Raw genomic sequence first — 21,639 nt, forward strand, 5'->3', positions numbered from 1 at the left:
GGGCCTGGAGGCCCGCGGTCCAGTAAGACTACGCCGCGTTGCCCAATTCGACCTGCACCAGGTTGACCCAATAGGCCGCGCCCGTCGTCAGGATGCGGTCGTTGAAGTCGTAGAGCGGCGAATGGACGTTGTGGCAGCCGCCTTCATCGGGGCCGCCATTGCCGATCATGATGTAGGCGCCGGGCTTCTTCTCCAGCATGAAGGCGAAATCCTCCGCACCCGAGATGCGCGGCGTGTTGGGATCGACGTTCTCGCGACCCACCGTCATCGCCGCAGCCTCGACCGCCAGTGACGTCTGCTCGACGGCGTTGACCAATGCGGGGTAGCGCCGATGGTACTTGCTCTCCGCCGTGCAGCCGCCAGCCTGGGCGATGCCAGCCGCGACCTCGGCCAGCCGACGTTCCAGGAGATCGCGCACGTCGGCCGAGAAGCTGCGCGCCGTGCCCTTGATCAGCACCTCGGACGGGATGACGTTGGGCGAGCCGGGCGTGCCGGCCGCGATGTGGCCGACGCTCAACACGGCGGCCTGGCTCGGCGGCACGTTGCGGCCGACGATGCCCTGCACCGCGACGATGAACTGGCCGGCGACATAGGTCGGATCGGTGCCGCGATCGGGCATGGCGCCATGGCCGCCGGTACCCTTGAAGGTGACTTCCCAGCTGTCGGACGAGGCCAGCATGGCGCCCGCGCGGATGGCGAAAGTGCCGCTCGCGATGCCCGGCATGTTGTGCATGCCGTAGACGGCATCGCAGTTGAACTTGTCGAACAGCCCTTCCTCGATCATCACCCGCGCGCCGCCGAGCCCTTCCTCGGCCGGCTGGAAGATGAAGTGGACGGTGCCGGCAAAGTCGGGCGACGCCGCCAGGTGCTTGGCCGCGCCCAGGAGCATGGTGGTGTGACCGTCATGGCCGCAGGCATGCATCTTGTTGGCATGCACCGAGGCGTAGTCGAACTCGTTCTTTTCCTGCAGGTGCAGCGCATCCATATCGGCGCGCAGGCCGATCGTCTTCTGGCCCGGCCGCTTGCCCTTCAGCGTGCCGACCACGCCGGTGGTGGCCAGCCCGCGATGGATCTCGATGCCCCACGACTGCAGCTTGTCGGCGACGATCTGCGCGGTCCTCTGCTCCTCGAAGGCGGTCTCGGGATGGCGATGGATGTCGCGGCGGATGGCGGTGAGCTCGGCCGCAGAGCCGGCAAAGAGATCGGGCGTGAAGCGGGTCATGGGGATCCTTGTGTTCGGCCGGCAGATTAGCTGCCGGTCGGTCGCGTCGCCATGCGACTCCGACAGCCCAAGACCGGCCTGTGATCGGCAGGGCGCTTGGACTAGACTGACGGCCGGTCCGTCGTGGGTCGCAAGAAGGGAACTTCGCATGACCTACAGACTTTGGTGGACCGTCGGCTATACCTGCACCTCGGAACGCGAGTTCCTCGCCACCAAGCACCGCCTGCTGCCGGCAACCTACGAAATGCTCGATGACGCCCTGCGCCGGGCGGGCCAGGTCGGCCGCGCCGGCGGCGTCGCCTGGCTGATCGAAGGCGACGACAAGACGCGCCTGGGGCGCGGCCTGATCGAGCAGACGCTGCGCAAGCGCGGCCCGGAGCTCGAACCCGAGCCTCAGCAGGCCGGTCGGCGCGACCGACCGCAGCGGCGGGAGTAGGCAATCAGCCGCGCTGCGGTGCGAAGCAGATCGTCCAGTCCGGCGTCAGGTCCTGCAGGCACCCACGCGGCAGCTGCGCCGTCGGAGCGCCCATCCAGCAGAGCGCCAGCCAAAGCGTCGCTGCGTTGGAAGAGATGACGGGAAGCCCCAGTTCCTCTTCCAACCGGGTGAGCTGATCCATCGATTTCAGGTTGGTGCAGCTGATGAAGACGGCGTCCGCGCCCTCGAGCCGGCCCTTGTTGCGCAGCACGAGGTCGGCCGTCTCGGCCGAGCTGCGGCGGACGTTCTGCAGGCTGTCGTCGTGAAAGAAGGAATCGCAGCGCGGCACCGTGATGCCGTGATAGGCGAAGAACTCGACTTCCTGGTCGTTGATGTGCGCCGGATAGGGTGTGACCATGAAGACGCGCCGGGCGCCGAGCGTATACAGGGCCTCGAGCGCAGCGGTCGCCGTAGTGATGCCGGGAATGCCGGTCGCCCGGCGGATGCGCTCGCCCATGTCGGCATGCAGGGCATGACCGGCCAGGAATGTGCCGGTCGTGCAGGCATAGAGCATGACTTCGGGTTGGAGCTCGGCGAGGCCGTGCGCCGTCCGTTCGACCGAGTTGATCATGCCGAGCAGGGATTCGGCCGAGATCGCCGTGCCCGGACGCGACAGGCGGTTGAAATGAACGGCGCAGCCGTCCGGCAGGTAATGCGGGAACTCCGCTTCGCACGCCGCATTGGTTGGCGGCAGCAGCACGCCGATGCGCCGGATCGGGTCCATCCTAGGCGGTGCCGTTCAGCACGAAATCGAAGATGTCGAAGTTGCGCAGCCGCCGGCTACCCGCGATGGCGGCATAGTCGGGCGTCAGTTTCGTCGACACGACGAACGGCACGGGTTGTTCGGAGACCCCGCCATGGGAGCGCAGTCGATGGCCGTCGACGGTGGACAGGTCATGCTCGGCACGGCTGGCGCCGATGGTGGTGTTCCTCTCGGCGATGACCACGGCGTCGCCCTCGCGATCAGGCGGCAACTCGAAGCGCTCTGCCGCCTGCGGCCCGTCGAGGACGAGCGCGACGCCCGGCAGCCTCGATCAGCCGCGCGATACCGACGCCCTTCTTGTCGTAGACGCGCACGAACGAGCCCAGCGCGCCATGGTGACGGACGAAGGGATCGGCGATGGGGCAGATCACGCGCACCGCGCCCTCGCCGAAACGCTGATTGAGCTCGTCTTCGAGGAAGACGATGTTGGGCGTGCCATCCTTCGCCGCCTTGTCGTTCATGCCATGGTCGGCCGTCACGCCGACAACGGCGCCAAGCTCGATCATGCGTTCCATGCGCCGGTCGATGGCGTGATGGAAATCGTCCGATTGGCGTTCGCCCGGCGCATGGCTGTGCTGGATCCAGTCGGACAGCGAGAGATAGAGGAGCTCCGCATCGCCGCGCTCGATCAGCCTGATGCCGGCATCCAGCACGAACATTGAGAGGTCCGGCGAGTACATGTCGGGCTTAGGCCGGCCGACCAGCGCCTCGGCGTCAGCGATGCCGTTCTCCGTCAGGCTGCATTCATCGGCGAATTGCGAGGAGAAGGAGATGCCTTTGAGATTGTGGCCCAGCATCTTGCGCAGCTTGTCCTTGGCCGTAACGGCGGCCGTGCGCACGCCCGCCTGCGACATCAGGCCGAGGATGGTTTCGCAGCGCAGCAGGTGGGCATCCGTCACCATGACCTCGCGACCGGTCTCGCGGTCGAGATAGTAGTTGCCGGAAATGCCGTGCACCGAGGGCGGCGCGCCGGTGACGATCGACGCGTTGTTCGGGTTGGTGAAAGTCGGTACCACGGAATCGGCTAGGCCGACGAAGCCTTCCGCCTGGAGCCGCCGGAAGGTCGGCAGGATGCCTTCGGTGATGCCCCGTTCCAGGTAGCTCGGGTCGAAGCCATCGACGCAGATCACGACGGTGGGCCGCGTCGGCAGGCGATAGCGGCGATCGTTCAGAAGAATCTCGTTGGGCATCAGGAAGCCGCCTGAGTCGATGGTTGGACAACGGGCGCGGACCGGGCCGGGCCGCGGGGATCGATCGGAACCCGGCTCGATATGCCGGCCATCTCTTCGACCAGCCGGCCTGTGCTCAGCAGGCCTGCCTCGCCGCGATGGGGGCCGATGATCTGCAGGCCGACCGGCAGGCCCTCGCGCGTAAAACCGCAGGGCACGCTCATCGCCGGGTTGGCCGTGAGCGAGATGACGAAGCAGATCGTGTACCAGTCGTAATAATGCTCGAAGCGATGGCCTTCGAGCTCCATGAGCGCCGGCCAGTTCACGTCGAAGGGCGGAGTGCAGGCGGCCGGACACAACAAGAAATCGTAGCGTTCGAAGAAGGCCGCCATCCGGCGCACGATGTCGGCGCGCCGCCGCTCGGCCTCGGCAATAACACCGGACGTGAGCGCCTTGCCGCGCTCGATGTTCCAGATCATGTCGCGCTTCACGCGGTCGCGGTTGGCTTCGACGACGGCGGCGAGAAATGACGTGCCATCCGCCGGCATCGACCGCGGATCGAGCGGATGGGCACCGACCTGCGCCTGGAACATCAGCGCCACGTCGCCGACCGTGCGGCCGATCGTCCCTTCTACCGCCAACGTCTCCCACAGGGCGTAGCGCGGCCCGACCGGGCTGGTCGTGCCGGAAGCGATGCGGCCCGGGGTCGGCCGCAGCGTCGCCACCGAGCAGAAGGAGGCCGGCACGCGCAGGCTGCAGCCGCCGTCGGAGCCGCCGGCCAGCCAGACCTCGCCCGTCGCCACGCTCACCGCCGCTCCGCCGGACGACCCGCCCGGCGTCAGATCGGTGTTCCAGGGATTGCGCGTGGCGCCGAACAGCGGATTGGTGGTGTTGGCCCCGATCCCGAGCTCAGGAACGTTCGACTTCGCCACCGGTATGGCGCCGTTGCGCTCGAGCGTCTCGACCCCGATGTCGGATCGATCGGCGACATGGTCGCTGAAGATGGGCGAGCCCCAGGTCGTACGCACGCCCTGCAGCCGGCTCAGATCCTTCACCGCGATCGGCAGTCCCGCCAGCGGCCGCTCGAGCGCTGCAGCGCCTTCGCGCATCATCCTCTTGGCCTGATCGCGCGCACGGTCGAAGCAGAGGATCGGCAGCGCGTTCACCGCAGGCTCGACTTCGGCAATACGCGCGATGGCCGCGTCGACCAGCTCAAGCGGCGACACTTGCCCCTTCCGCACCAGGCCTGCGGCCTGGCGTGCGGTCAGTCTCGTCAGGTCGGTCATCGCGTCAGGGCGCGTAGGCGGCGAGGATGCGGCGGCGCGCGACCTCGACGTGATTGAGCATGGCCCGGCTTGCGCCTTCGGGATCGTGGGCGACGATACGCTCGACGATCTCGCGGTGCTCGTCGAGGGTAGGGCCAGGCGCCAGGCTGCGGCGCCGGAACAGCATCAGCTCCTTGGTGATGCGGCCATACATCTCGCTGAGCTTGGTGTTGCCGGCCATCTCGAAGATTCGGCGATGCAGGTCGTGGTTGAGCGCGGCGTATTGCGCGCGGTCCTCGCGCGCGACCGCCGCGGTCATGGCGTCGATGATGCCGCGGAGCTCGCGGCTCTCCTCGTCCGTGACTTTCTCAGCGAGGATGCGCGCGGCGAGCGCTTCCAGGGCGCCGCGCACCACGTAGTTCTGGTCGGCTTCGACGATATCGATCTCGCGCACGAAGACGCCGCGGTTCTTCTCGAAGCGGACGAGCCCGACTTCCTCCAAGCCGCGGAAAGCCTCGCGCACCGGGCCACGGCTGATGCCGAGCCGCAGCGCCATCTCCGCCTCGCCGATCCTGTCGCCCGCCGGCAGCTCGCCGGACAGGATCAACTTCTCGATTTCCTCCTGTGCAGCCGAGGCCAGCGACCGCGCGCGGAGCAGGGAAAGGGCAGTTTCAGCGGGCTGCGGCTTGGTCGGCATGGGTGGATTAAGGTCCTCGACCACGCCGATTGTCAACAATAATATTACATGTAATCTTAATGTAGACGTAACACTTCGAGGTTAGCTGAGCAGGGCTTTCAGGGAGTCGTCCGCATGCTGTCACTTCGCCGATCTCTGGCGCGGCTTTTCATTGTCCTGTGCGCCATCGCCGGCGCGTCGAACGCCTTTGCCCAGTCCTACCCGGCAAAGCCCATCCGCATCGTCGTGCCCTATGCGGCAGGCGGGAATTCGGATGTGATCGCCCGCTCCCTCGGAGCGAAGCTGTCGGAAAATCTCGGACAGCCGGTGATCATCGACAATCGTCCGGGGGCAAGCGGCATCATCGGCTCCGACGTGGTCGCGAAAGCCGCACCCGACGGATACACGCTGCTGATGATCTCGTCGGGCAATCTGACGACCAACCCGTCACTATTCGCCCAGTTGCCCTATGACACCGCGCGCGATTTCACGCCGATCTCGAATGTCGCCTACACCACCTACCTGTTCGGCGTTCATCCGTCGCTGCCCGTGCATTCCGTGAAGGACCTGATCGCGCTGGCCAAGGCGCAGCCCGGCAAGATCGACGCTGCAACGCCAGGAATCGGCGCCGGCGGCCATCTTGCCCTCGAGCTCTTCATGAGCATGTCCGGCACGTCCTTCACCGAGGTCCATTACAAAGGCGCCGGCCCCGCGCTTTCGGACACGCTGAGTGGCCAGACGAAAGTCATCATGGACGCAATGTCGACGTCGCTGCGCCACGTGCGGGCCGGGACGCTGCGTGCGCTGGGCCAAAGCGGCACGACGCGCTCGACGCTGATGCCGGACGTGCCGACTATCGCGGAGGCAGGGCTGCCCGGCTACGAGTACAGCATCTACAATGCCTTGCTGGGGCCGGCCGGAATGCCCCGGCCCATCGTGGACAAGCTGCAGGCCGAAGTCGCAAAGGCGAGCCGCAGCCCGGAAGTGCTCGAAAAGTTCGAGCAGCTGGGAATCACCGTGACTGCGTCGACGTCGGGGGAACTCGCGGACTTCATGAAGGTCGAGACCGCGAAATGGGCGAAGATCATCCAGGCCGCGGGCATCAAGCCGGAGTGACGGCCGGCTCCGGCCGGAGGGAGTAGCGCCGATCCGCCCGTCGCGCTAAACCCCGCCGCCATGCTTCTCTTCCCCGCCATCGACCTCAAAGACGGCAAGTGCGTGCGACTCCTGCGCGGCGACATGGCCAAGGCCACGGTGTTCAACGACAGCCCGGCGGCCCAGGCCAAGGCGTTCGCCAATGCCGGCTGCGAGTGGCTGCACCTGGTCGATCTCAACGGCGCGGTCGAGGGCCATCCGGTCAATCGCGCCGCCGTCGAGAGCATCCTGAAGGAAGTGAAGGTGCCGGCCCAGCTCGGCGGCGGCATTCGCACCATCGAGAGCATCGCGCAGTGGATCGAGGCCGGCGTTCAGCGCGTCATCCTGGGCACCATTGCCGTCAAGGAACCCGGCCTGGTGAAGGCCGCCTGCAAGCAGTGGCCCAACCAGATCGCCGTCGGCATCGATGCGCGCGACGGCATCGTCGCGGTCGACGGCTGGACCAAGCAGAGCACGGTGCGCGCCCTCGACCTCGCCTTGCGCTTCGAGGATGCCGGGGTGGCCGCCGTCATCTACACCGACATCGACCGCGACGGCGCCATGGGCGGCGTCAATGTCGATGCCACGGTGACGCTCGCCCAGCATCTCACCACGCCGGTCATCGCCTCGGGCGGCGTGAGCTCGCTCGACGACCTGCGCGAGCTCAGGCCGGCCGAGGAGTTCGGCATCATCGGCGCCATCGTCGGCCGCGCGCTCTACGATGGCCGCGTGACGGTGCCCGACGCGATTCGCGTGCTGAAGGGCGAGTAGGTCACACACCCTTCGTCATGACGTATGCTTGTACGTCGGCTCGAGCCGCGACAGCAGATAGTCGGCAGCAACTACCGGCGGATACTTCGCGGCGCCGTCCTTGAGGCAGGTCGGCAGGCAGGCGACGAGGGCCTCGGGATTGGGATCGAGGAAGAACACCACTGAATAACGATCGCGGTTGGGGCTGACGACGCGATGCGGCGTCGAGACATAGACGTCGTTGGTCCAGCGCATCAGGCAGTCGCCGATGTTGCAGATCAGCGCGCCGGGCACGGTCGGTGCGCTGATCCATTGGCCGGCGCGATTGCGCACCATCAGCCCCTCGACGCCATCGGTCGCGAGCAGGGTCAGATTGCCATAGTCGGTGTGCTCGCCCGCGCCGAGCTGGCCGGGCCGCGGCGCCACCGGCGCGGCGGGATAGTGCAGCAGCCGCAGGATCGCCATCGGCTTGCTGAGCTTGTCGTCGAAGAAGGTGCGCTCGATGCCGAGATCACGCGCCAGAGCGCGATGCAGCGCCAGGCCCAGCCGATGGGCATGCCCGAAATAGTCGAGCATGGTTGCACGGAAGCCGGGCTGGTCCGGCCAGGGATTGGCGTGCCGGAACGGCTGGCCGCCCAAAAGGTCGGGATCGTCGCTGGCCAGCTCGAGCCCGATGTTGAAACACTCCTTCAGGTCGGGGAGCGTTCCCGGCTGCAGCTTCTCGCCCTCGATCGGCACATGGCCGCGATTGCCCGAGGCGCCGGTGTAGCGCACCGGATCCTTGATCGCCGCCGGCGCCGCGAAGAAACGCTGCGCCTGCGCGAACACGTCGGCAATCGTTCCGGCCGGGATGCCGTGGCCCTCGATGTAGAAGAAGCCGATGTCGCGGCAGGCCCGGCCGAGCTTGCGGGCGACATCCGCCTCGCCCTCCGGCCCGCCGCCAAGCAGCGGCGCGACATCGATCAGGGGGATGGCGGCGTCCTGCGTCATGGCGCGCAGCGTACCATTACGACCCGGCCTCGCGTCGACAAACCGCCGGTTGGCGCATAAGGTCCGGCCCCGCCATGCTGAAGGTCCGCATCATCCCCTGCCTCGACGTCAAAGACGGCCGCGTCGTCAAAGGCGTGCAGTTCGTCGGGCTGCGCGATGCCGGCGATCCGGTTGAGCAGGCGCGCGTCTACGACGCCGCCGGCGCCGACGAGCTCACCTTCCTCGACATCACGGCGAGCCACGAGAACCGCGACACCATCCTCGACGTCGTGGCGCGCACGGCCGAGCAGTGCTTCATGCCCCTGACCGTGGGCGGCGGCGTGCGCCAGGTCGAGGACATCCGCCGCCTGCTGCTGGCCGGCGCCGACAAGGTCTCGATCAACTCCGCCGCCGTGGCACGGCCGGAGTTCGTGCGCGAGGCGGCCGAGAAATACGGCGACCAGTGCATCGTAGTGGCGATCGACGCCCGCCAGATCGCGCCCGGCCGCTGGGAGGTCTTCACCCATGGCGGCCGCAAGGCGACCGGCCTGGACGCCGTCGGCTGGGCCAGGCGCATGACCGACTCGGGCGCGGGCGAGATCCTGCTGACCTCGATGGACCGCGACGGCACCAAGTCGGGCTTCGACCTCGATCTCACCCGTGCGGTGTCGGACGCCGTGCCGGTGCCGGTCGTTGCCTCGGGCGGCGTCGGCACGCTCGATCACCTGGTCGATGGCGTGGTGAAGGGCGGTGCCTCGGCGGTGCTGGCCGCCTCGATCTTCCACTTCGGCGAGTTCACCATCGCCCAAGCGAAGGAACGGCTAGCCGAGGCCGGCGTACCGATCCGACAAATCTCGCGCGCCGCGTGATTTTGGCGTAGAATTGCCGCAGCGTCCCTGTAAGAGACGCATGCAATCGCCCGTCCCCTCCTCGGGCGTGGAGTAAATCCCCGGATGGCCAAGAACAAGAAAGCAAAGAAAGCGCACAAGAAGAAGCGCGGCAGCAGCGCTGGCGATGGCGTCGACGAGCACGTGCTCGACCGCCTCTATCTCGTGATCGACAGCCGCAAGGGCGCCGACCCCGACACGTCCTACACCGCCCGCCTGTTCAGCCGCGGCCGCCAGCAGATCGCCAAGAAGCTGGGCGAGGAAGCGGTCGAGGCGTTGATCGAAGGCATCCGCGGCGACAAGGGCAAGCTGGTCGGCGAGAGCGCCGACATGCTCTATCACCTGCTCACCCTGTGGGCGGCGATCGGCGTGAAGCCCAAGGCGGTATGGAGCGAGCTGGCCCGCCGCGAGGGCCTATCGGGCATCGCCGAAAAGGCGTCACGCAGCCAGAAGTGACGAAACAGCGACCCCGCGCTAAACCGGGGGCATGGCCGACTACGACCGCAACAACATCTTCGCGCGCATCCTGCGCGGCGAACTGCCCTGCAAGAAGGTCTACGAGGACGATCACGCGCTCGCCTTCCACGACATCAACCCGCAGGCGCCGGTCCATGTGCTGGTGATCCCCAAGGGCGAGTACGTCTCGAACATGGATTTCAGCGCGAATGCGCCGACCGAGACTCTGGCCGGCTTCTGGCGCGCCGTCGGCACGGTGGCGCGCCAGCTCGGGTTGGAGCAGGACGGCTATCGCCTGGTCGCCAACAACGGCGCCAATGGCGGCCAGATCGTATTCCATTTCCACGTCCATATCGTGAGCGGCCGGAATCAGCGACCACGCTTCGGCCGCGTCCACGAATGATCGCCCGCCGGGCGCTGCTGGCGTTGGCGGCCCTCGCGCCGCTTGCAGCGCCTGTGGGGGTTGGGGCGCAGCCGGCGCGGCCGCGCTTCTATGCCAAGGGCACCAAGCAGCGCGCCGTGCGCTTCACCGGCAGCGAAGGCGCCGAGCTTGTCGGCACCCTGCTGTTGCCGATCTGGAGCGAGCTCGAGAAGGTGCCGGGCGTCGTGCTGGTCTCGGGCAGCGGCCCGACCGACCGCAACGGCAACAACACGCTGGTGCCCGAGCGCATCGATCTTTTGAAGCAGGTCGCCGAACTTCTGGCCGAAGCGGGTATCGCCAGCCTGCGCTACGACAAGCGCGGCATCGGCGCCTCGACGCAGAAGCCGCATGGCTCGCTGGCCGAGCTGGAGCGCTTCTTCTCCTGGGACAATTTCGTCGGCGATGTCGTCGCCGCCCAGGCCGAGCTGGTGAGGCACGACGAGATCAAGTCCTACGCCACCGCCCTGCTGGGGCACAGCGAAGGCGGTCTCCTGGTGCTGGCGGCGGCGCCGGCCATCACCAGGAACCCGCCGCATGGCATGGTGCTTCTCGCCACGCCCGGCAGGAAGCTCGCCGATATCCTGCGCGCGCAGATCGAGCGCGGCGCACCCAATCTGCTGGCGCCGGTCGATCGCGCGATCAAGGCCATCGCGGCCACGGGGCATGTCCCGTCGGACCTGCCGCGGGAGCTGGAAGCGTTGTTCCCGCCCTATGCCGGACCGTTCCTGCAGCGCCTGCTGGCCTTCGACCCGGCGCAGGCGCTCGCCGCCTCGCGCCTGCCCTGCCTGCTGCTGCAGGGTGCGGCCGACCGCCAGGTCGTGCCGATGGAAGACATCCAGCCTCTGATCGACTCGCTGGGAAAGCGCGATGCGCCCGGCGAAGCGATGGTCGTTCCCGCCGCCAGCCACAATCTCAAGCTGGTGCAATGGCCGACCGACACCGGCTTCGGCGGCCCGATCGCACCGGCCGTCGCGGCCAAGCTCACGAGCTGGATGAAGCAGCTGCTCGGCGCGTGAGGGGGTGCTTGATCGGGCGCTGCGGCGGGTCGATCATCGCCCGAAAGGAGAAGCGACATGGCCGTGACGGTGCGTCCGGTGTGCGAGGCGGTGGGCGCGGAGATCTCCGGCGTCGATCTGCGGCGCCTGAGTGATCAGGACTTCGCGATGATCGAGCGGGCCTGGACCCAGCATTCCATGATCCTGCTGCGCGGCCAGCAGCTCAGCGACGACGACCTTCTGGCTTTCAGCCGCCGCTTCGGTGAGCTCGATCCGCCGCCCAACCAGGAGCGCGGCCGCATCAGCCCGCCCGGCTATCCCGACGTGTACGTCGTCTCCAACGTGCTCGACGCCCAGGGCGATCCGATCGGCGCGCTCGGCGCCGGCGAGGCGGTGTGGCACACCGACATGAGCTATCTCGACACGCCGCCCGACGCCTCCATGCTCTATTCGCTGGAGATCCCGGAAAACGGCGGCAACACCTGGTTCTGCGGCATGCAGGCGGCCTGCGCGGCGCTGCCAGCCGACCTGGCGAAGCGGATCGAGGGCCGGCGCGTCAAGCACGACGGCACCTACAATTCGGGCGGCTACCTGCGCAAGGGCGTGACGCCGACCGACGATCCCATGGCGGCACCCGGCGCCTGGCATCCGGCGATTTTGCGCCATCCCGGTAACGGCCGCGCCACGCTCTATCTCGGGCGGCGGCGCAATTCGTATATCGAGGGCTATTCGCGCGAGGACTCCGACGCCTTGCTGGAGGCGCTGTGGGCGCATGCCACCGAGGCCCGCTTCATCTACCAGCATGTCTGGAAGCTCGGCGACCTGGTGATGTGGGACAACCGCTCGACCATGCATCGGCGCGATCCGTTCGACGGCACGGCGCGGCGCATCATGCACCGCACCCAGATCAAGGGCACGACGAGGCCCGTGGCCTTCGCGGCCTGAACCAACAACAAATCGGAGGAAACATGCGGCGGCAGAAGAAGTTCTATGCCTGGGGCTATGCCGACGAGGACCTGACGCCGGAAGAGATCAAGCCCTGGGAGGCCGAGATCGCCGAGCGCTACGGCCTCAACGGCTTCGACGTCACGCCGCCACCCAGGCCGGAAGAGATCACTTTGCGCGCCCCGCGCGTGGTCGTGCCCGACGCGCTGAAGGACATCGTGCGCACCGATCACCTGACACGGCTGGAGCACAGCTACGGCAAGGCGGGCTTCGACACGCTTCGCATGTTCATGCGCTCGGTTCCCAACCCGCCTGACGCCGTGGCCTTCCCCGAGAACGAGCAGGACGTCGTGCGCCTGCTCGACTGGTGCGACAAGATTGGTGCCAAGGCGATCCCTTACGGCGGCGGCTCGTCGGTCGTGAAGGGCATCGAACCCGCCGCTGCCTTCGACAAGGTGGTGACGATCTCGACGCGCCACATGGACAAGGTGCTGGAGGTCGATGCGGTGAGCCACGCCGCGCGCATCCAGGGCGGCATCTACGGGCCCGCCATCGAGGACCAGCTGCGCGACAGCCCCTTCACCATGCGCCACTACATGCAGGCCTATCGCTGTTCGACCCTGGGCGGCTGGATCGCCACGCGCTCGGGCGGCCATTACGCCACGCTCTACACCCACATCGACGACTTCGTCGAAAGCACCCGCGTGGTGACTCCGGCCGGAACGCTGGAGACGCGCCGCCTGCCGGGCTCCGGCGCCGGCCCCAGCCCCGACCGCCTGTTCCTGGGCTCCGAGGGCATTTTAGGCATCATCACCGAAGCCTGGGTGCGGCTGCGCAAGAAGCCGACCTTCCGCGCTTCGGCCTCGGTGCGGTTCAAGACCTTCTTCGACGGCGCCGACGCGGTGCGCGAGATCACCCAGGCGGGGCTCTATCCGGCCAACTGCCGCCTGCTGGAAGCGCGCGAGGCGTTGCCCAACATCCCATGGAGCAGCGAGGAGGCCGTGCTGGTGCTGGCTTTCGAGTCTGCCGACCATCCGCTCGATGCCTGGATGAAGCTGGCGCTGGAGATCTGCACCGGCCACGGCGGCGTGCCCGACGCCGGTGCCGACGACGAGAACGCCCATCGCTCGGGCGCCGCCGGCGCCTGGCGCAACAAGTTCATCCGCGCGCCGCACTACGGCGAGCATGCGGTGGCGCGCGGCATCCTGTCCTCGACCTTCGAGACGGCGATGACCTGGGAACGCGTGCCCGACTTCCATCGGAAGATCACGAAGATCACCCAGGACACGATCAAGCGGGTGACCGGCCGCGACGGCACCGTCACCTGCCGCTTCACCCACGTCTATCCCGACGGGCCCTGCCTCTACTTCACCTTCGGCGGCATCCTGGACAAGCGCGTGGCGCTCGATCAGTTCATGGAGGTGCTGTCGACCTGCACCGCGGCCACCGTCGAGCATGGCGGCACGACCACGCATCATCACGCGGTCGGCCGCTTCCATCGGCCGTTCTACGACAGGCAGCGGCCCGAGCTGTTCGCCAAGGCCTTGCGCGGCGCCAAGCGCGAGCTCGATCCCAAGGGCCTGATGAATCCCGGTGTGCTGATCGACCCGTGATCGACTGGCTCTACTCCCTCCCCGACTGGCTTCTGCTGATGGCCTGCGCTGCCTTCATGGCCGGAGTGATCACGGTCCTGCCGCGGCTGACCCATCGTATCCCCTGGCTGAGTCCCAGTGCCGAGAACACCGACTTCGTGCTCCGGCTGCAGACCACCTTGTTCACGGCCACGAGCTTCGTGATCGCCTTCACCCTGGTCGAGGCCGAAGCCAACTTCCGCAAGGTCGACACGCTGGTCTCGACGGAGGCCTCCAACATCAACCGCCTCGATCGCCTGCTGGTGCGCTACGGTCACGAAACGGCGGACCAGGTCCGCCCTCCTCTCATCGCCTATGCGCAGTCGATCGTCGGCGACGAGTGGCCTCTGCTGGCGGGCGGCGACGGCAGCGACAAGACACAGGAGGCCTTCAGCCGCGTCTCGCGCGGCATCCTGGCCCTCGAGCCGTCGCAGGGACGGCAGGTCACCATCTATGCCGAGATCCTGCGTTCGTTCGACATGGTGGCCGAGACGCGCGATTCGCGGCTGAACGCCGTGGGCGTGTCGCTGTCGGCGATCTTCTGGGAAGTCATCGGCTTTGCCTTCCTGATCCTGCTGTTCGTCAGCAGCAACATCGAGCGGACACGCTTCCGCTCCATCATCCTGGGCTGCCAGATGGCCGTGCTGGGCACCTTCATCGGCTTCGTGTTCGTCATGGACCAGCCGTTCAAGGGACGATCCGCCGTCGATCCAGGCGCCATCGTGCAGACGATTGCCATCATGGAGAACCGCAAGGGCGGTTGAAGCTTTTTAAGCGGAGCGTCATGCTCATAATTCTTCCGGACCGCGAGCTTCCAGCTCGCTCATGCTTCATGAGCGCGCAGGATGCGCGCGGTCCGGAAGAATTATGAGGCGGACCTGGAGGTCCGCGCTCCGGTAACAACGAGCGGAGCAGACAATGGAGTACCTGACCGGACCACTGATCGCGTTCGTGGGCATTGCGGCGCTGGTGATCTGCACGCCAGGACCCGATACCGCCATGACCATCCGCAACGCGCTGCTGGGCGGCCGTTCGGCTGGCCTCGCAACGGCGCTCGGCGTCTCTACCGGTCTCGCCATCTGGGCGTTGGCCACCTCGGCCGGGCTGGTTGCCCTGCTGATCGCCTCCGAGCCGCTGTTCCTTGCCGTCAAATATGTCGGCGCGGCCTATCTCGTGTGGCTGGGCGTGCAGTCGCTGCGCGCCGCCTTCGGCCCCGGCGCACTCCAGCAGGCGATCGCGCAGTCGCCGGCGCGCGGATTGCGGCCACGGCAGGCCTACGTGCAGGGTGTGGTGAGCGACCTCAGCAATCCCAAGATCGCGGCCTTCTTTTCGTCGATGCTGCCGCAGTTCGCCCCCGCGGGCGCGACGGACTTCGTCAGCCTCGCGGCACTGGGCCTGCTGTTCAGCGCCATGACGCTCGTGTGGCTGACGGGCTACGCGCTCGCAACCGCGCGCATGCGCGATGCATTGCGCCGGCCGCGCGTTCGCCGCACGCTCGACGGCATCACCGGCGTGACCCTGATCAGTCTGGGCGTAAAGCTCGCCAGCGAAGACCGTTGAGCGTATATCCCTGCACCGTCATTCCTTTTGTCGATTGTGGAGTGGAGCGGTGCAGGCAGAGACGCCAGACCAGAAGCTGCGGGCGCGGGCCGCGCGAGTCATTCCCGGTGGCATGTTCGGCCATCTGAACGCCAACCGGCTGCCCGAAGGCTATCCGCAGTTCTTCGAACGGGGCGACGGCTGCCACCTGTGGGACGTCAACGGCCGGCGCTACGTCGACTTCATGTGCAGCTGGGGCCCGATCGTGCTCGGCCACCACCATCCCGCGGTCACCGAGGCGGTGCAGCGCCAGATGGCGGCCGGCGACTGCCTCAACGGCCCGTCGGAACGCCTGGTCGAGCTGGCCGAGCGCCTGGTACGGCTGCTTCCCCACGCCGACTGGGCGATGTTCTCCAAGAACGGAACCGACGCCACCACGACCTGCGTGACCCTGGCGCGGGCGGCGAGCGGGCGACGCAAGATCCTGGTCGCGCAGGGCGCCTATCACGGCGCCATTCCGTGGTGCACGCCCAACCCGCTCGGCGTCACCGCCGAGGACCGCACCCACCTGCTGACCTTCACGTACAACGATGTCGCCAGCCTCGAGACGGCCGTCCAGCGCGCCGGTGACGACCTCGCCGGCATCCTGGTGTCGGCCTTCCGGCACGATTACGGCTTCGATCAGGAGCTTCCCGATCCGCTGTTCACCCGCCGGGTCCGCGAACTGTGCGACGCGACCAATGCCGCCCTCATCGTCGACGACGTCCGGGCCGGCTTCCGCATGACCTTGCGCGGCAGCTGGGACCTCGTCGGCGTCCAACCCGATCTCAGCGCCTGGAGCAAGGCGATCGCCAACGGCCACGCGCTGGCGGCGGTGACCGGCAACGATCGCTATCGCGACGCTGCCTCGAAGATCTTCGTGACCGGATCGTTCTGGTGCAGCGCCGTATCCATGGCCGCGGCTGTAGCGACTCTCGACGAGCTTGAACGCAACGATGGCCCGGCGCGCATGCGCGCGATGGGCCAGCGGCTGCGCGACGGCATCGCAGCGCAGGCCGCCGCCGTCGGTATCGGCGTGCGCCAGAGCGGGCCGCCGCAGATGCCGACGCTGTTGTTCGACGACGATGCCGACTTCGCCAAGGGCGACCTGTTCACGCGCGAGGCACTGAAGCGCGGCGTCTACCTGCATCCCCGGCACAACATGTTCCTGTCGACGGCGCACACCGAGGCCGACATCGACTTTGCCCTCGAGGCGACGAAGGCCGCCTTCGACGTCGTCGCTGCGCGATGATCAGTCCGCGCGGATGTTGGCGGCCTGGATGACGCCCTTCCAGCGGACGAGCTCGCTCTTGATGAGATCGGTGTAGCCCACCGCGCCGAGCGTGCCGGGACGGACGCCGATCTTGGCGAACGCCTCCTTCACCTGGGCGCTCTGCAATGCCGTCGCGATCTCGGTTTCCCAGCGCTTGGCGATCGCTGACGGAATGCCGGCCGCCGCCGAGAAGCCGAACCAGTTGGTGGCGACGACATCCGGGTAGCCCGCTTCACGGAAGGTCGGAATGTCGGGCAAGGACGGCGAGCGCTCGTCTTCGCTGACGGCGAGCGGACGCATGCGGCCCGAGTTGAAGTAACCGATGGCCGTCGGCAGGCTTTCCATCAGCGCCACGATCTGGCCGCCCATGAGGTCGTTCATCGCCGGTGCCGAGCCGCGATAGGGAATGTGGGTGAACGGCATGTCGGCCGAGCGCGCCAGCAGCTGGCCGACGAGATGGTTCATCGTGCCATTGCCGCCCGAGCCGTAGGTGATCTCGCCGGGCCTGCTCTTGGCCAACGCGACGAGCTGCTGGACGGTAGAGACGCCCGAGCCGCCGTTGACGGCGAGCACGCTGGGAAAGGTGCCGACCAGATGGATATGGGTGAAGTCGGCCAGCGGATCGTAGGGCACGTCCTTGTAGAGGACGGGTCCGATGCCGTGTGACGCAGCGCTCGACATCATGACGACATGCGCATCGCCCTTTGCCTTGGCGACCATGTCGGCGCCCAGCAGGCCGCCGGCGCCGGGCTTGTTTTCGACGATGATCGGTTGGCCGAGCCGAGTGCCGAAATACTCGGCCAGTGTGCGAGAGAGAATGTCGGCAGCGCCCGCCGGCGGAAAGTTGACGATCCAACGGATCGGTTTCGATGGCCACGGCGTCTGCGCGGAAGCGATGGCAGGCGCCGCGAGCGCGGAGAGAACGGCGAAGCGCCGGCGGGAAAGCATGGCCGATCCTCCAGACTATGAAAGCCAGGATGCATACTGCAACATGCATGCCGGGCATCAGCCAACAGCAAAGAGAGCCGGTGATGGATTTCGACCTTGTGCTACGCGACGCGCGCCTTCCCGACAGCAAGCCGGACCAGCCGGCGGTCGACATCGGTGTGAAGGACGGCCGCATCGCCGCCATCGGCTCCGGGCTTTCCGGCACCGCCAGGGAGCAGGCGCAAGCCGGCAATCGGCTGGTCTGCTCGGGCTTCGTCGAGACGCACATCCATCTCGACAAGTCCTGCATCCTCGGCCGTTGCGAGCACGAGAAGAAGCGCTTTCCGCACCTGGCGATGGAGCGGACGTCTGCCGTCAAGCACACCTTTACCGTCGAGGACGTCACCGAACGGGCGGGCGGGACGCTCGAGAAGTGCATCTCGCACGGCGCCACGCGCATGCGCACCCATGTCGAGGTCGATCCCAAGGTCGGATTGCGCGGCCTGGAAGGCGTGAAGGCCCTGATCGACCGCTACAAGTGGGCGATCGACCTCGAGATCTGCGTCATGCCGCAGGAGGGATTGACCAACAACCCCGGCACCGACGAGCTCATGGTGGCCGCCCTCAAGAACGGCGCGACCGTCGTGGGTGCGGCGCCGAACTACGACACCGACCGTCCGGCGCAGATCCGCCGTGTCTTCGAGATGGCGCGCGAGTTCGACGTCGATATCGATATGCATCTGGACAGCGGCGCTTCGGCCGAAGAGCTCGACACGCTGCTGGTGTGCGAGCTCACAGAAAAATACGGCTGGGGCGGCCGGGTCGCCATCGGGCACGTGTCGAAGCTGGCATCGATGCCCCAGCCCAACATGGACAAGGTGGCCAAGCGCATGGCCGACGCCGGCGTCGCGCTCACGGTGCTGACGGCGACCGACCTCTATCTCGGCGGTCGGCACACCGACCACAACGTGCCTCGTAACGTCGTCGACGCCAACCGGCTCACCGAGCAGGGCGTGCTTTGCTCCGTTGCCTCCAACAACATCCTCAATCCCTTCACACCCTTCGGCGACGGCCAGTTGCTGCGGCAGGTCAATATGCAGGCGATCGTCACCCAGCGTGGCACCGACGCCGAGGTGCGCGCCGCCTGGGACATGACGACCTCATCCGCCGCGCGCCTGATGGGCCTGAAGGACTACGGCATCGCCGTCGGCGCACCGGCCGACCTCGTCGTCCTCGACGCGCCCGATCCGGTGACAGCGCTGCGCACGGTGGCGCCGGTGCTGATGGCCTACAAGCGCGGCCGCCGCACGGTGACGCGCGAGCCTGTGCGGCTGCATCGGCCTTAGTCGAGAGCGTCGACACGCCCTTCATGCTCCTCTCCCCAGCTAGGGGGAGAGGTTGGGTGAGGGGGTTACTGACAGCCTTCGCAGCCCCCTCACCTAGCCTCTCCCCCTAGCGGGGGAGAGGAGCATGAAAGGTAGGGGCTCAGTGATGCCCGCCCTTGGGCGCCGCACCGGTCTGCTGCGAGATCCAGTCGACGATGGCGATGCCGATGGCCGACAGGATGAACAGGCCGTGGATGATCGACTGCCACATGATGCCCGCCTCGGTGAGGGCCGCGTTGGGCCTGCCGAGCTGGCCGGCCTCGATGAAGGTCCGCAGCAGATGGATCGACGAGATGCCGATGATGGCCATGGCGAGCTTGATCTTGAGCACGCTGGCATTGACGTGGCTCAGCCATTCCGGCTGGTCGGGGTGCTTGTTGAGCTCCATGCGCGACACGAAGGTCTCGTAGCCGCCGACGATCACCATGATCAGCAGGTTGGAGATCATCACCACGTCGATCAGGCCCAGCACGATCAGCATGGCCTGCTGCTCGGTGACGCCGGGGCTTTCCATGACGAGATGGATCAGTTCCTTGAGGAACAGGTAGACATAGACCATCTGGGCGACGATCAGGCCGAGGTAGAGCGGCAGCTGCAGCCAGCGCGAGGCGAAGATGAACCGCGGGATCGGGCGCAGGCCGCGCGGATCGCGGCCGTTGTCGGCTTGGGCAACAGTCGTCATGGAGGACCTGTGAAATGAGACCGGGACCGCGGTCGCAGTCCCTGTGAAGTCTTATGCCGAGGCCGACGCAGAACCCAAGTTACGATTCTGTGGATTTCGCGGATAACAACGTCGCAGGGCGTTTCGGCTTGCCGCTGACGAATTACGGAAAATCGGGCGACTTGGTGTTCCTCATCCCAAAGCCACCCGGCCCGCCGAACAGTCGCTCTACTTCGAGCGCGGCCATGCCGACGTGATAAGGCGTGCTGAGGGGCATGAAGTCGCAATCCGGCTCGAGATTCTTGTTCAGATATTCATGCCAGGAGCCGTTGGAGCCGCAGTACTTTTCAAGGATGAACGTTATCGCTCCAACCAGCGCTTCGCGTGCGCGTTCGGTCGGCGTGTCTCGAACCAGCGTCGTGAGCGCCTTTATCTGTTCCGTCACCGGCCAAATGCGCTTTCGAGAGCTGACGATATTGCCGGATGTGTCGACCATATCGAAGATGCCGCCCGCGTCGACATCCAGGCACCGGCGATCGGCCCATTCCATGATCGGAGCGCAGGCTGACTTGAAGGCAGGCAACTCCGCTATGTCGGCGTACTCGCTGACCAGCCAATACCACTCGTAAAGATGGCCGGGTTCGATGAGCTTTCCCTTTTCGCCGGATGCTTTGGCCTTTTCGTCGAGATGTTCGAGAACCTTGCTGCGATCGGATGTTCTGAGCATTTCCGTATAGATGGACATCATCCGTGTGGCGCAACTCAGGAACGCATCGTCCTTCGTGGTCTTGTATATGGAGAGATAGGCCTCCAGTAAGTGCATGTGCGGATTTTGCTCGAGATTCCTGCCGAGAAGGGTCCAGTCTCGCGTTGTTGCCGGCGCGAACCAGCCGCCCGGCAGGGCAAAGCGATTTGAAACGATCTCGTTCGTTCGGCCAATCCATGGCAGGGCCTTGTCGTCACCAAAGATCGCAAGGTAGTGCGCCAAACCAAACATGATGAAGGCGTGGCCATACAGATCCTTGGTCGTATCGGAAGGACTGTTGTCAACGGCCAGGCTGAAGTACCAGCCCCCGTTATCCTCATCCCAGAAATTGGTTGTTAAGTCCTCGAACAAGCGAGTGGCGCAGTTCCGATAGAGAGGCTCCGCTGTCAGGCGATAGGCATGCGAGAAGAAGAACAACTGTCGCCCGACAACCATTCCTCGGCGATATCCAAGCGACGCAGGTGTCAGGTCGGCTTGCAACCGCTCCACGCTCTGGCCACAAGAGTCGTTCCAGCCGTAAGTCGCGCATAGCCGGGCCATCGTCCTGAACGTGTAATTCACAAACTTACGCGCCTGATCGACTTGATGCGGGGTAAAATTCAAGCTCATTGTTTCACCCGCTCAAGTTCTGCGAGCCACTGCGTCGCTCGACTGAGGTTTCGGCCCGACCGACTTGATCACCAGGAAGGCGATGATGTCCGGAATCAGAAGAAAACAGAATCTTTCCCCATCGAATGATGGACAGCTCGAGAAGCCGTCGCCTGACCTCCCCTAGTACAGCGGGAAGTTGAAAGACTCCAGGGCAATGGCCTCAGTTGCGGCCGACGCTCACGCCGCCAGCACTGCGCGTGGCTGGGAACGGCGATGGCTGAGCGCCTGGGCGATGTGCAGTCGTCGTTCCGCGTCGGGATCGGCAAGCGTCCGCGCCACGCGCAGGGTGCGATGGAGCCAGTCTACCAGCGAAGAAGCTCAAGCGCCGCAAAGAGAGCGGTCTGGCCGACGATCAGCATGGTGATCCATTTCAGCAAGTCGATCTTGTTGGCCTTCATCGCGGCCAGCAACTCGCTCTTGAAAACCAGAAGGTCGCCCTTGATCGACGCGATATCGCTCTTCAGGGGGCCGATATCGCTCTGGGTGGCCACTTCCTCTCGCAACGCCTGATCGAGCCCGTCGGCCAAGGCGCGCGCCCGAGGCTCGTTGAAGCCCGCCGCCGTGAGCCGGTCAACATAAGCCAATTTGTCGAAAGTCATCGTGGTCGTCGCAAGTGTTTCCTGAAGCTTAGGATCATTGG

General features: G+C 66.3%; 24 protein-coding genes. 13 read left to right on the forward strand and 11 right to left on the reverse strand.

Annotated features, from left to right (window positions below):
* Positions 1 to 28: 28 nt before the first annotated feature.
* Positions 29 to 1,222, reverse strand: a complete 1,194-nt coding sequence (locus tag RSO01_RS24810) for a M20 aminoacylase family protein (protein WP_147152444.1) — start codon at positions 1,220 to 1,222, stop codon at positions 29 to 31.
* A gap of 148 nt (positions 1,223 to 1,370) precedes the next feature.
* Between RSO01_RS24810 and RSO01_RS24815 the strand changes: the two genes are divergently transcribed.
* The gene (locus RSO01_RS24815) at positions 1,371 to 1,658 is read left to right on the forward strand and encodes a hypothetical protein (RefSeq protein ID WP_147152446.1); all 288 of its coding nucleotides are present in this window, start codon (positions 1,371 to 1,373) and stop codon (positions 1,656 to 1,658) included.
* Between the two features lie 4 nt (positions 1,659 to 1,662).
* On the opposite strand, the gene RSO01_RS24820 is transcribed toward RSO01_RS24815, so the two are convergent.
* The 5 genes from RSO01_RS24820 to RSO01_RS24835 form a co-directional block, all read right to left on the reverse strand.
* Positions 1,663 to 2,421 carry a maleate cis-trans isomerase family protein gene (locus RSO01_RS24820; RefSeq protein WP_147152448.1) on the reverse strand — a complete coding sequence of 253 codons (759 nt, stop codon included), beginning with the start codon at positions 2,419 to 2,421 and terminating at the stop codon, positions 1,663 to 1,665.
* Position 2,422: 1 nt separating this feature from the next.
* Positions 2,423 to 2,671 (reverse strand): alkaline phosphatase family protein, encoded by a 249-nt coding sequence (locus tag RSO01_RS49050; protein WP_246158755.1) that lies wholly within the window; start codon positions 2,669 to 2,671, stop codon positions 2,423 to 2,425.
* Positions 2,661 to 3,650: a phosphonoacetate hydrolase gene (phnA, locus tag RSO01_RS24825; protein ID WP_246158758.1), complete on the reverse strand. Its 990-nt coding sequence runs from the start codon at positions 3,648 to 3,650 to the stop codon at positions 2,661 to 2,663. The genes RSO01_RS49050 and phnA overlap by 11 nt, the downstream gene beginning before the upstream one ends.
* A complete protein-coding gene (locus RSO01_RS24830) occupies positions 3,650 to 4,855 on the reverse strand; it encodes an amidase (RefSeq protein WP_308933096.1) in 1,206 nt (401 codons plus the stop codon). The genes phnA and RSO01_RS24830 overlap by 1 nt, the downstream gene beginning before the upstream one ends.
* 64 nt (positions 4,856 to 4,919) lie before the next feature.
* On the reverse strand, positions 4,920 to 5,591 hold the full coding sequence (locus RSO01_RS24835; protein ID WP_147152452.1) for an FCD domain-containing protein: 672 nt from the start codon (positions 5,589 to 5,591) through the stop codon (positions 4,920 to 4,922).
* 114 nt (positions 5,592 to 5,705) lie between these two features.
* Between RSO01_RS24835 and RSO01_RS24840 the strand changes: the two genes are divergently transcribed.
* Together RSO01_RS24840 and hisA are read left to right on the forward strand one after the other, a co-directional pair.
* Positions 5,706 to 6,686, forward strand: a complete 981-nt coding sequence (locus tag RSO01_RS24840) for a Bug family tripartite tricarboxylate transporter substrate binding protein (RefSeq protein WP_147152453.1) — start codon at positions 5,706 to 5,708, stop codon at positions 6,684 to 6,686.
* A gap of 60 nt (positions 6,687 to 6,746) precedes the next feature.
* A complete protein-coding gene (hisA, locus tag RSO01_RS24845; protein WP_147152455.1) occupies positions 6,747 to 7,475 on the forward strand; it encodes a 1-(5-phosphoribosyl)-5-[(5-phosphoribosylamino)methylideneamino]imidazole-4-carboxamide isomerase in 729 nt (242 codons plus the stop codon).
* A gap of 15 nt (positions 7,476 to 7,490) precedes the next feature.
* On the opposite strand, the gene RSO01_RS24850 is transcribed toward hisA, so the two are convergent.
* Positions 7,491 to 8,444, reverse strand: a complete 954-nt coding sequence (locus RSO01_RS24850) for an isopenicillin N synthase family dioxygenase (protein WP_147152457.1) — start codon at positions 8,442 to 8,444, stop codon at positions 7,491 to 7,493.
* Between the two features lie 74 nt (positions 8,445 to 8,518).
* On the opposite strand from RSO01_RS24850, the gene hisF reads away from it, so the two are divergent.
* The 9 genes from hisF (at position 8,519) to RSO01_RS24895 (ending at position 16,588) form a co-directional block, all read left to right on the forward strand.
* Positions 8,519 to 9,292 (forward strand): imidazole glycerol phosphate synthase subunit HisF, encoded by a 774-nt coding sequence (gene hisF, locus RSO01_RS24855; RefSeq protein WP_147152459.1) that lies wholly within the window; start codon positions 8,519 to 8,521, stop codon positions 9,290 to 9,292.
* Between the two features lie 84 nt (positions 9,293 to 9,376).
* Complete coding sequence (locus tag RSO01_RS24860; RefSeq protein WP_147152461.1) at positions 9,377 to 9,766, forward strand: phosphoribosyl-ATP diphosphatase; 390 nt, start codon at positions 9,377 to 9,379, stop codon at positions 9,764 to 9,766.
* A gap of 31 nt (positions 9,767 to 9,797) precedes the next feature.
* Positions 9,798 to 10,169 (forward strand): histidine triad nucleotide-binding protein, encoded by a 372-nt coding sequence (locus RSO01_RS24865; protein WP_147152463.1) that lies wholly within the window; start codon positions 9,798 to 9,800, stop codon positions 10,167 to 10,169.
* Entirely contained in the window at positions 10,166 to 11,203 is a 1,038-nt protein-coding gene (locus RSO01_RS24870; protein WP_147152465.1) for an alpha/beta hydrolase, read from the forward strand. The genes RSO01_RS24865 and RSO01_RS24870 overlap by 4 nt, the downstream gene beginning before the upstream one ends.
* Positions 11,204 to 11,260: 57 nt before the next feature.
* The gene (locus tag RSO01_RS24875) at positions 11,261 to 12,127 is read left to right on the forward strand and encodes a TauD/TfdA dioxygenase family protein (RefSeq protein ID WP_147152467.1); all 867 of its coding nucleotides are present in this window, start codon (positions 11,261 to 11,263) and stop codon (positions 12,125 to 12,127) included.
* A gap of 23 nt (positions 12,128 to 12,150) precedes the next feature.
* On the forward strand, positions 12,151 to 13,740 hold the full coding sequence (locus RSO01_RS24880) for an FAD-binding oxidoreductase (RefSeq protein WP_147152469.1): 1,590 nt from the start codon (positions 12,151 to 12,153) through the stop codon (positions 13,738 to 13,740).
* On the forward strand, positions 13,737 to 14,522 hold the full coding sequence (locus tag RSO01_RS24885; RefSeq protein ID WP_147152471.1) for a bestrophin-like domain: 786 nt from the start codon (positions 13,737 to 13,739) through the stop codon (positions 14,520 to 14,522). Before RSO01_RS24880 ends, RSO01_RS24885 begins: the two co-directional genes overlap by 4 nt.
* Before the next feature lie 154 nt (positions 14,523 to 14,676).
* Positions 14,677 to 15,318, forward strand: a complete 642-nt coding sequence (locus RSO01_RS24890; RefSeq protein ID WP_147152473.1) for a LysE family translocator — start codon at positions 14,677 to 14,679, stop codon at positions 15,316 to 15,318.
* A 112-nt stretch (positions 15,319 to 15,430) separates the two neighbouring features.
* Complete coding sequence (locus RSO01_RS24895) at positions 15,431 to 16,588, forward strand: aminotransferase class III-fold pyridoxal phosphate-dependent enzyme (RefSeq protein WP_147152515.1); 1,158 nt, start codon at positions 15,431 to 15,433, stop codon at positions 16,586 to 16,588.
* On the opposite strand, the gene RSO01_RS24900 is transcribed toward RSO01_RS24895, so the two are convergent.
* On the reverse strand, positions 16,589 to 17,557 hold the full coding sequence (locus RSO01_RS24900; RefSeq protein ID WP_147152475.1) for a Bug family tripartite tricarboxylate transporter substrate binding protein: 969 nt from the start codon (positions 17,555 to 17,557) through the stop codon (positions 16,589 to 16,591).
* Between the two features lie 83 nt (positions 17,558 to 17,640).
* Between RSO01_RS24900 and RSO01_RS24905 the strand changes: the two genes are divergently transcribed.
* On the forward strand, positions 17,641 to 18,882 hold the full coding sequence (locus tag RSO01_RS24905; RefSeq protein ID WP_147152477.1) for an amidohydrolase family protein: 1,242 nt from the start codon (positions 17,641 to 17,643) through the stop codon (positions 18,880 to 18,882).
* A gap of 139 nt (positions 18,883 to 19,021) precedes the next feature.
* Here the strand turns inward: RSO01_RS24905 and RSO01_RS24910 are convergent, their stop codons facing one another.
* The 3 genes from RSO01_RS24910 to RSO01_RS24925 form a co-directional block, all read right to left on the reverse strand.
* On the reverse strand, positions 19,022 to 19,603 hold the full coding sequence (locus tag RSO01_RS24910; RefSeq protein ID WP_147152479.1) for a TIGR00645 family protein: 582 nt from the start codon (positions 19,601 to 19,603) through the stop codon (positions 19,022 to 19,024).
* A gap of 142 nt (positions 19,604 to 19,745) precedes the next feature.
* Positions 19,746 to 20,957, reverse strand: a complete 1,212-nt coding sequence (locus RSO01_RS24915; RefSeq protein ID WP_147152481.1) for an AGE family epimerase/isomerase — start codon at positions 20,955 to 20,957, stop codon at positions 19,746 to 19,748.
* Positions 20,958 to 21,301: 344 nt separating this feature from the next.
* Positions 21,302 to 21,526 (reverse strand): hypothetical protein, encoded by a 225-nt coding sequence (locus tag RSO01_RS24925; RefSeq protein ID WP_147152483.1) that lies wholly within the window; start codon positions 21,524 to 21,526, stop codon positions 21,302 to 21,304.
* Positions 21,527 to 21,639 lie beyond the last annotated feature (113 nt).

This window comes from Reyranella soli, from assembly GCF_007992495.1.
GTDB classification, from domain to species: Bacteria; Pseudomonadota; Alphaproteobacteria; order Reyranellales; family Reyranellaceae; genus Reyranella; species Reyranella soli.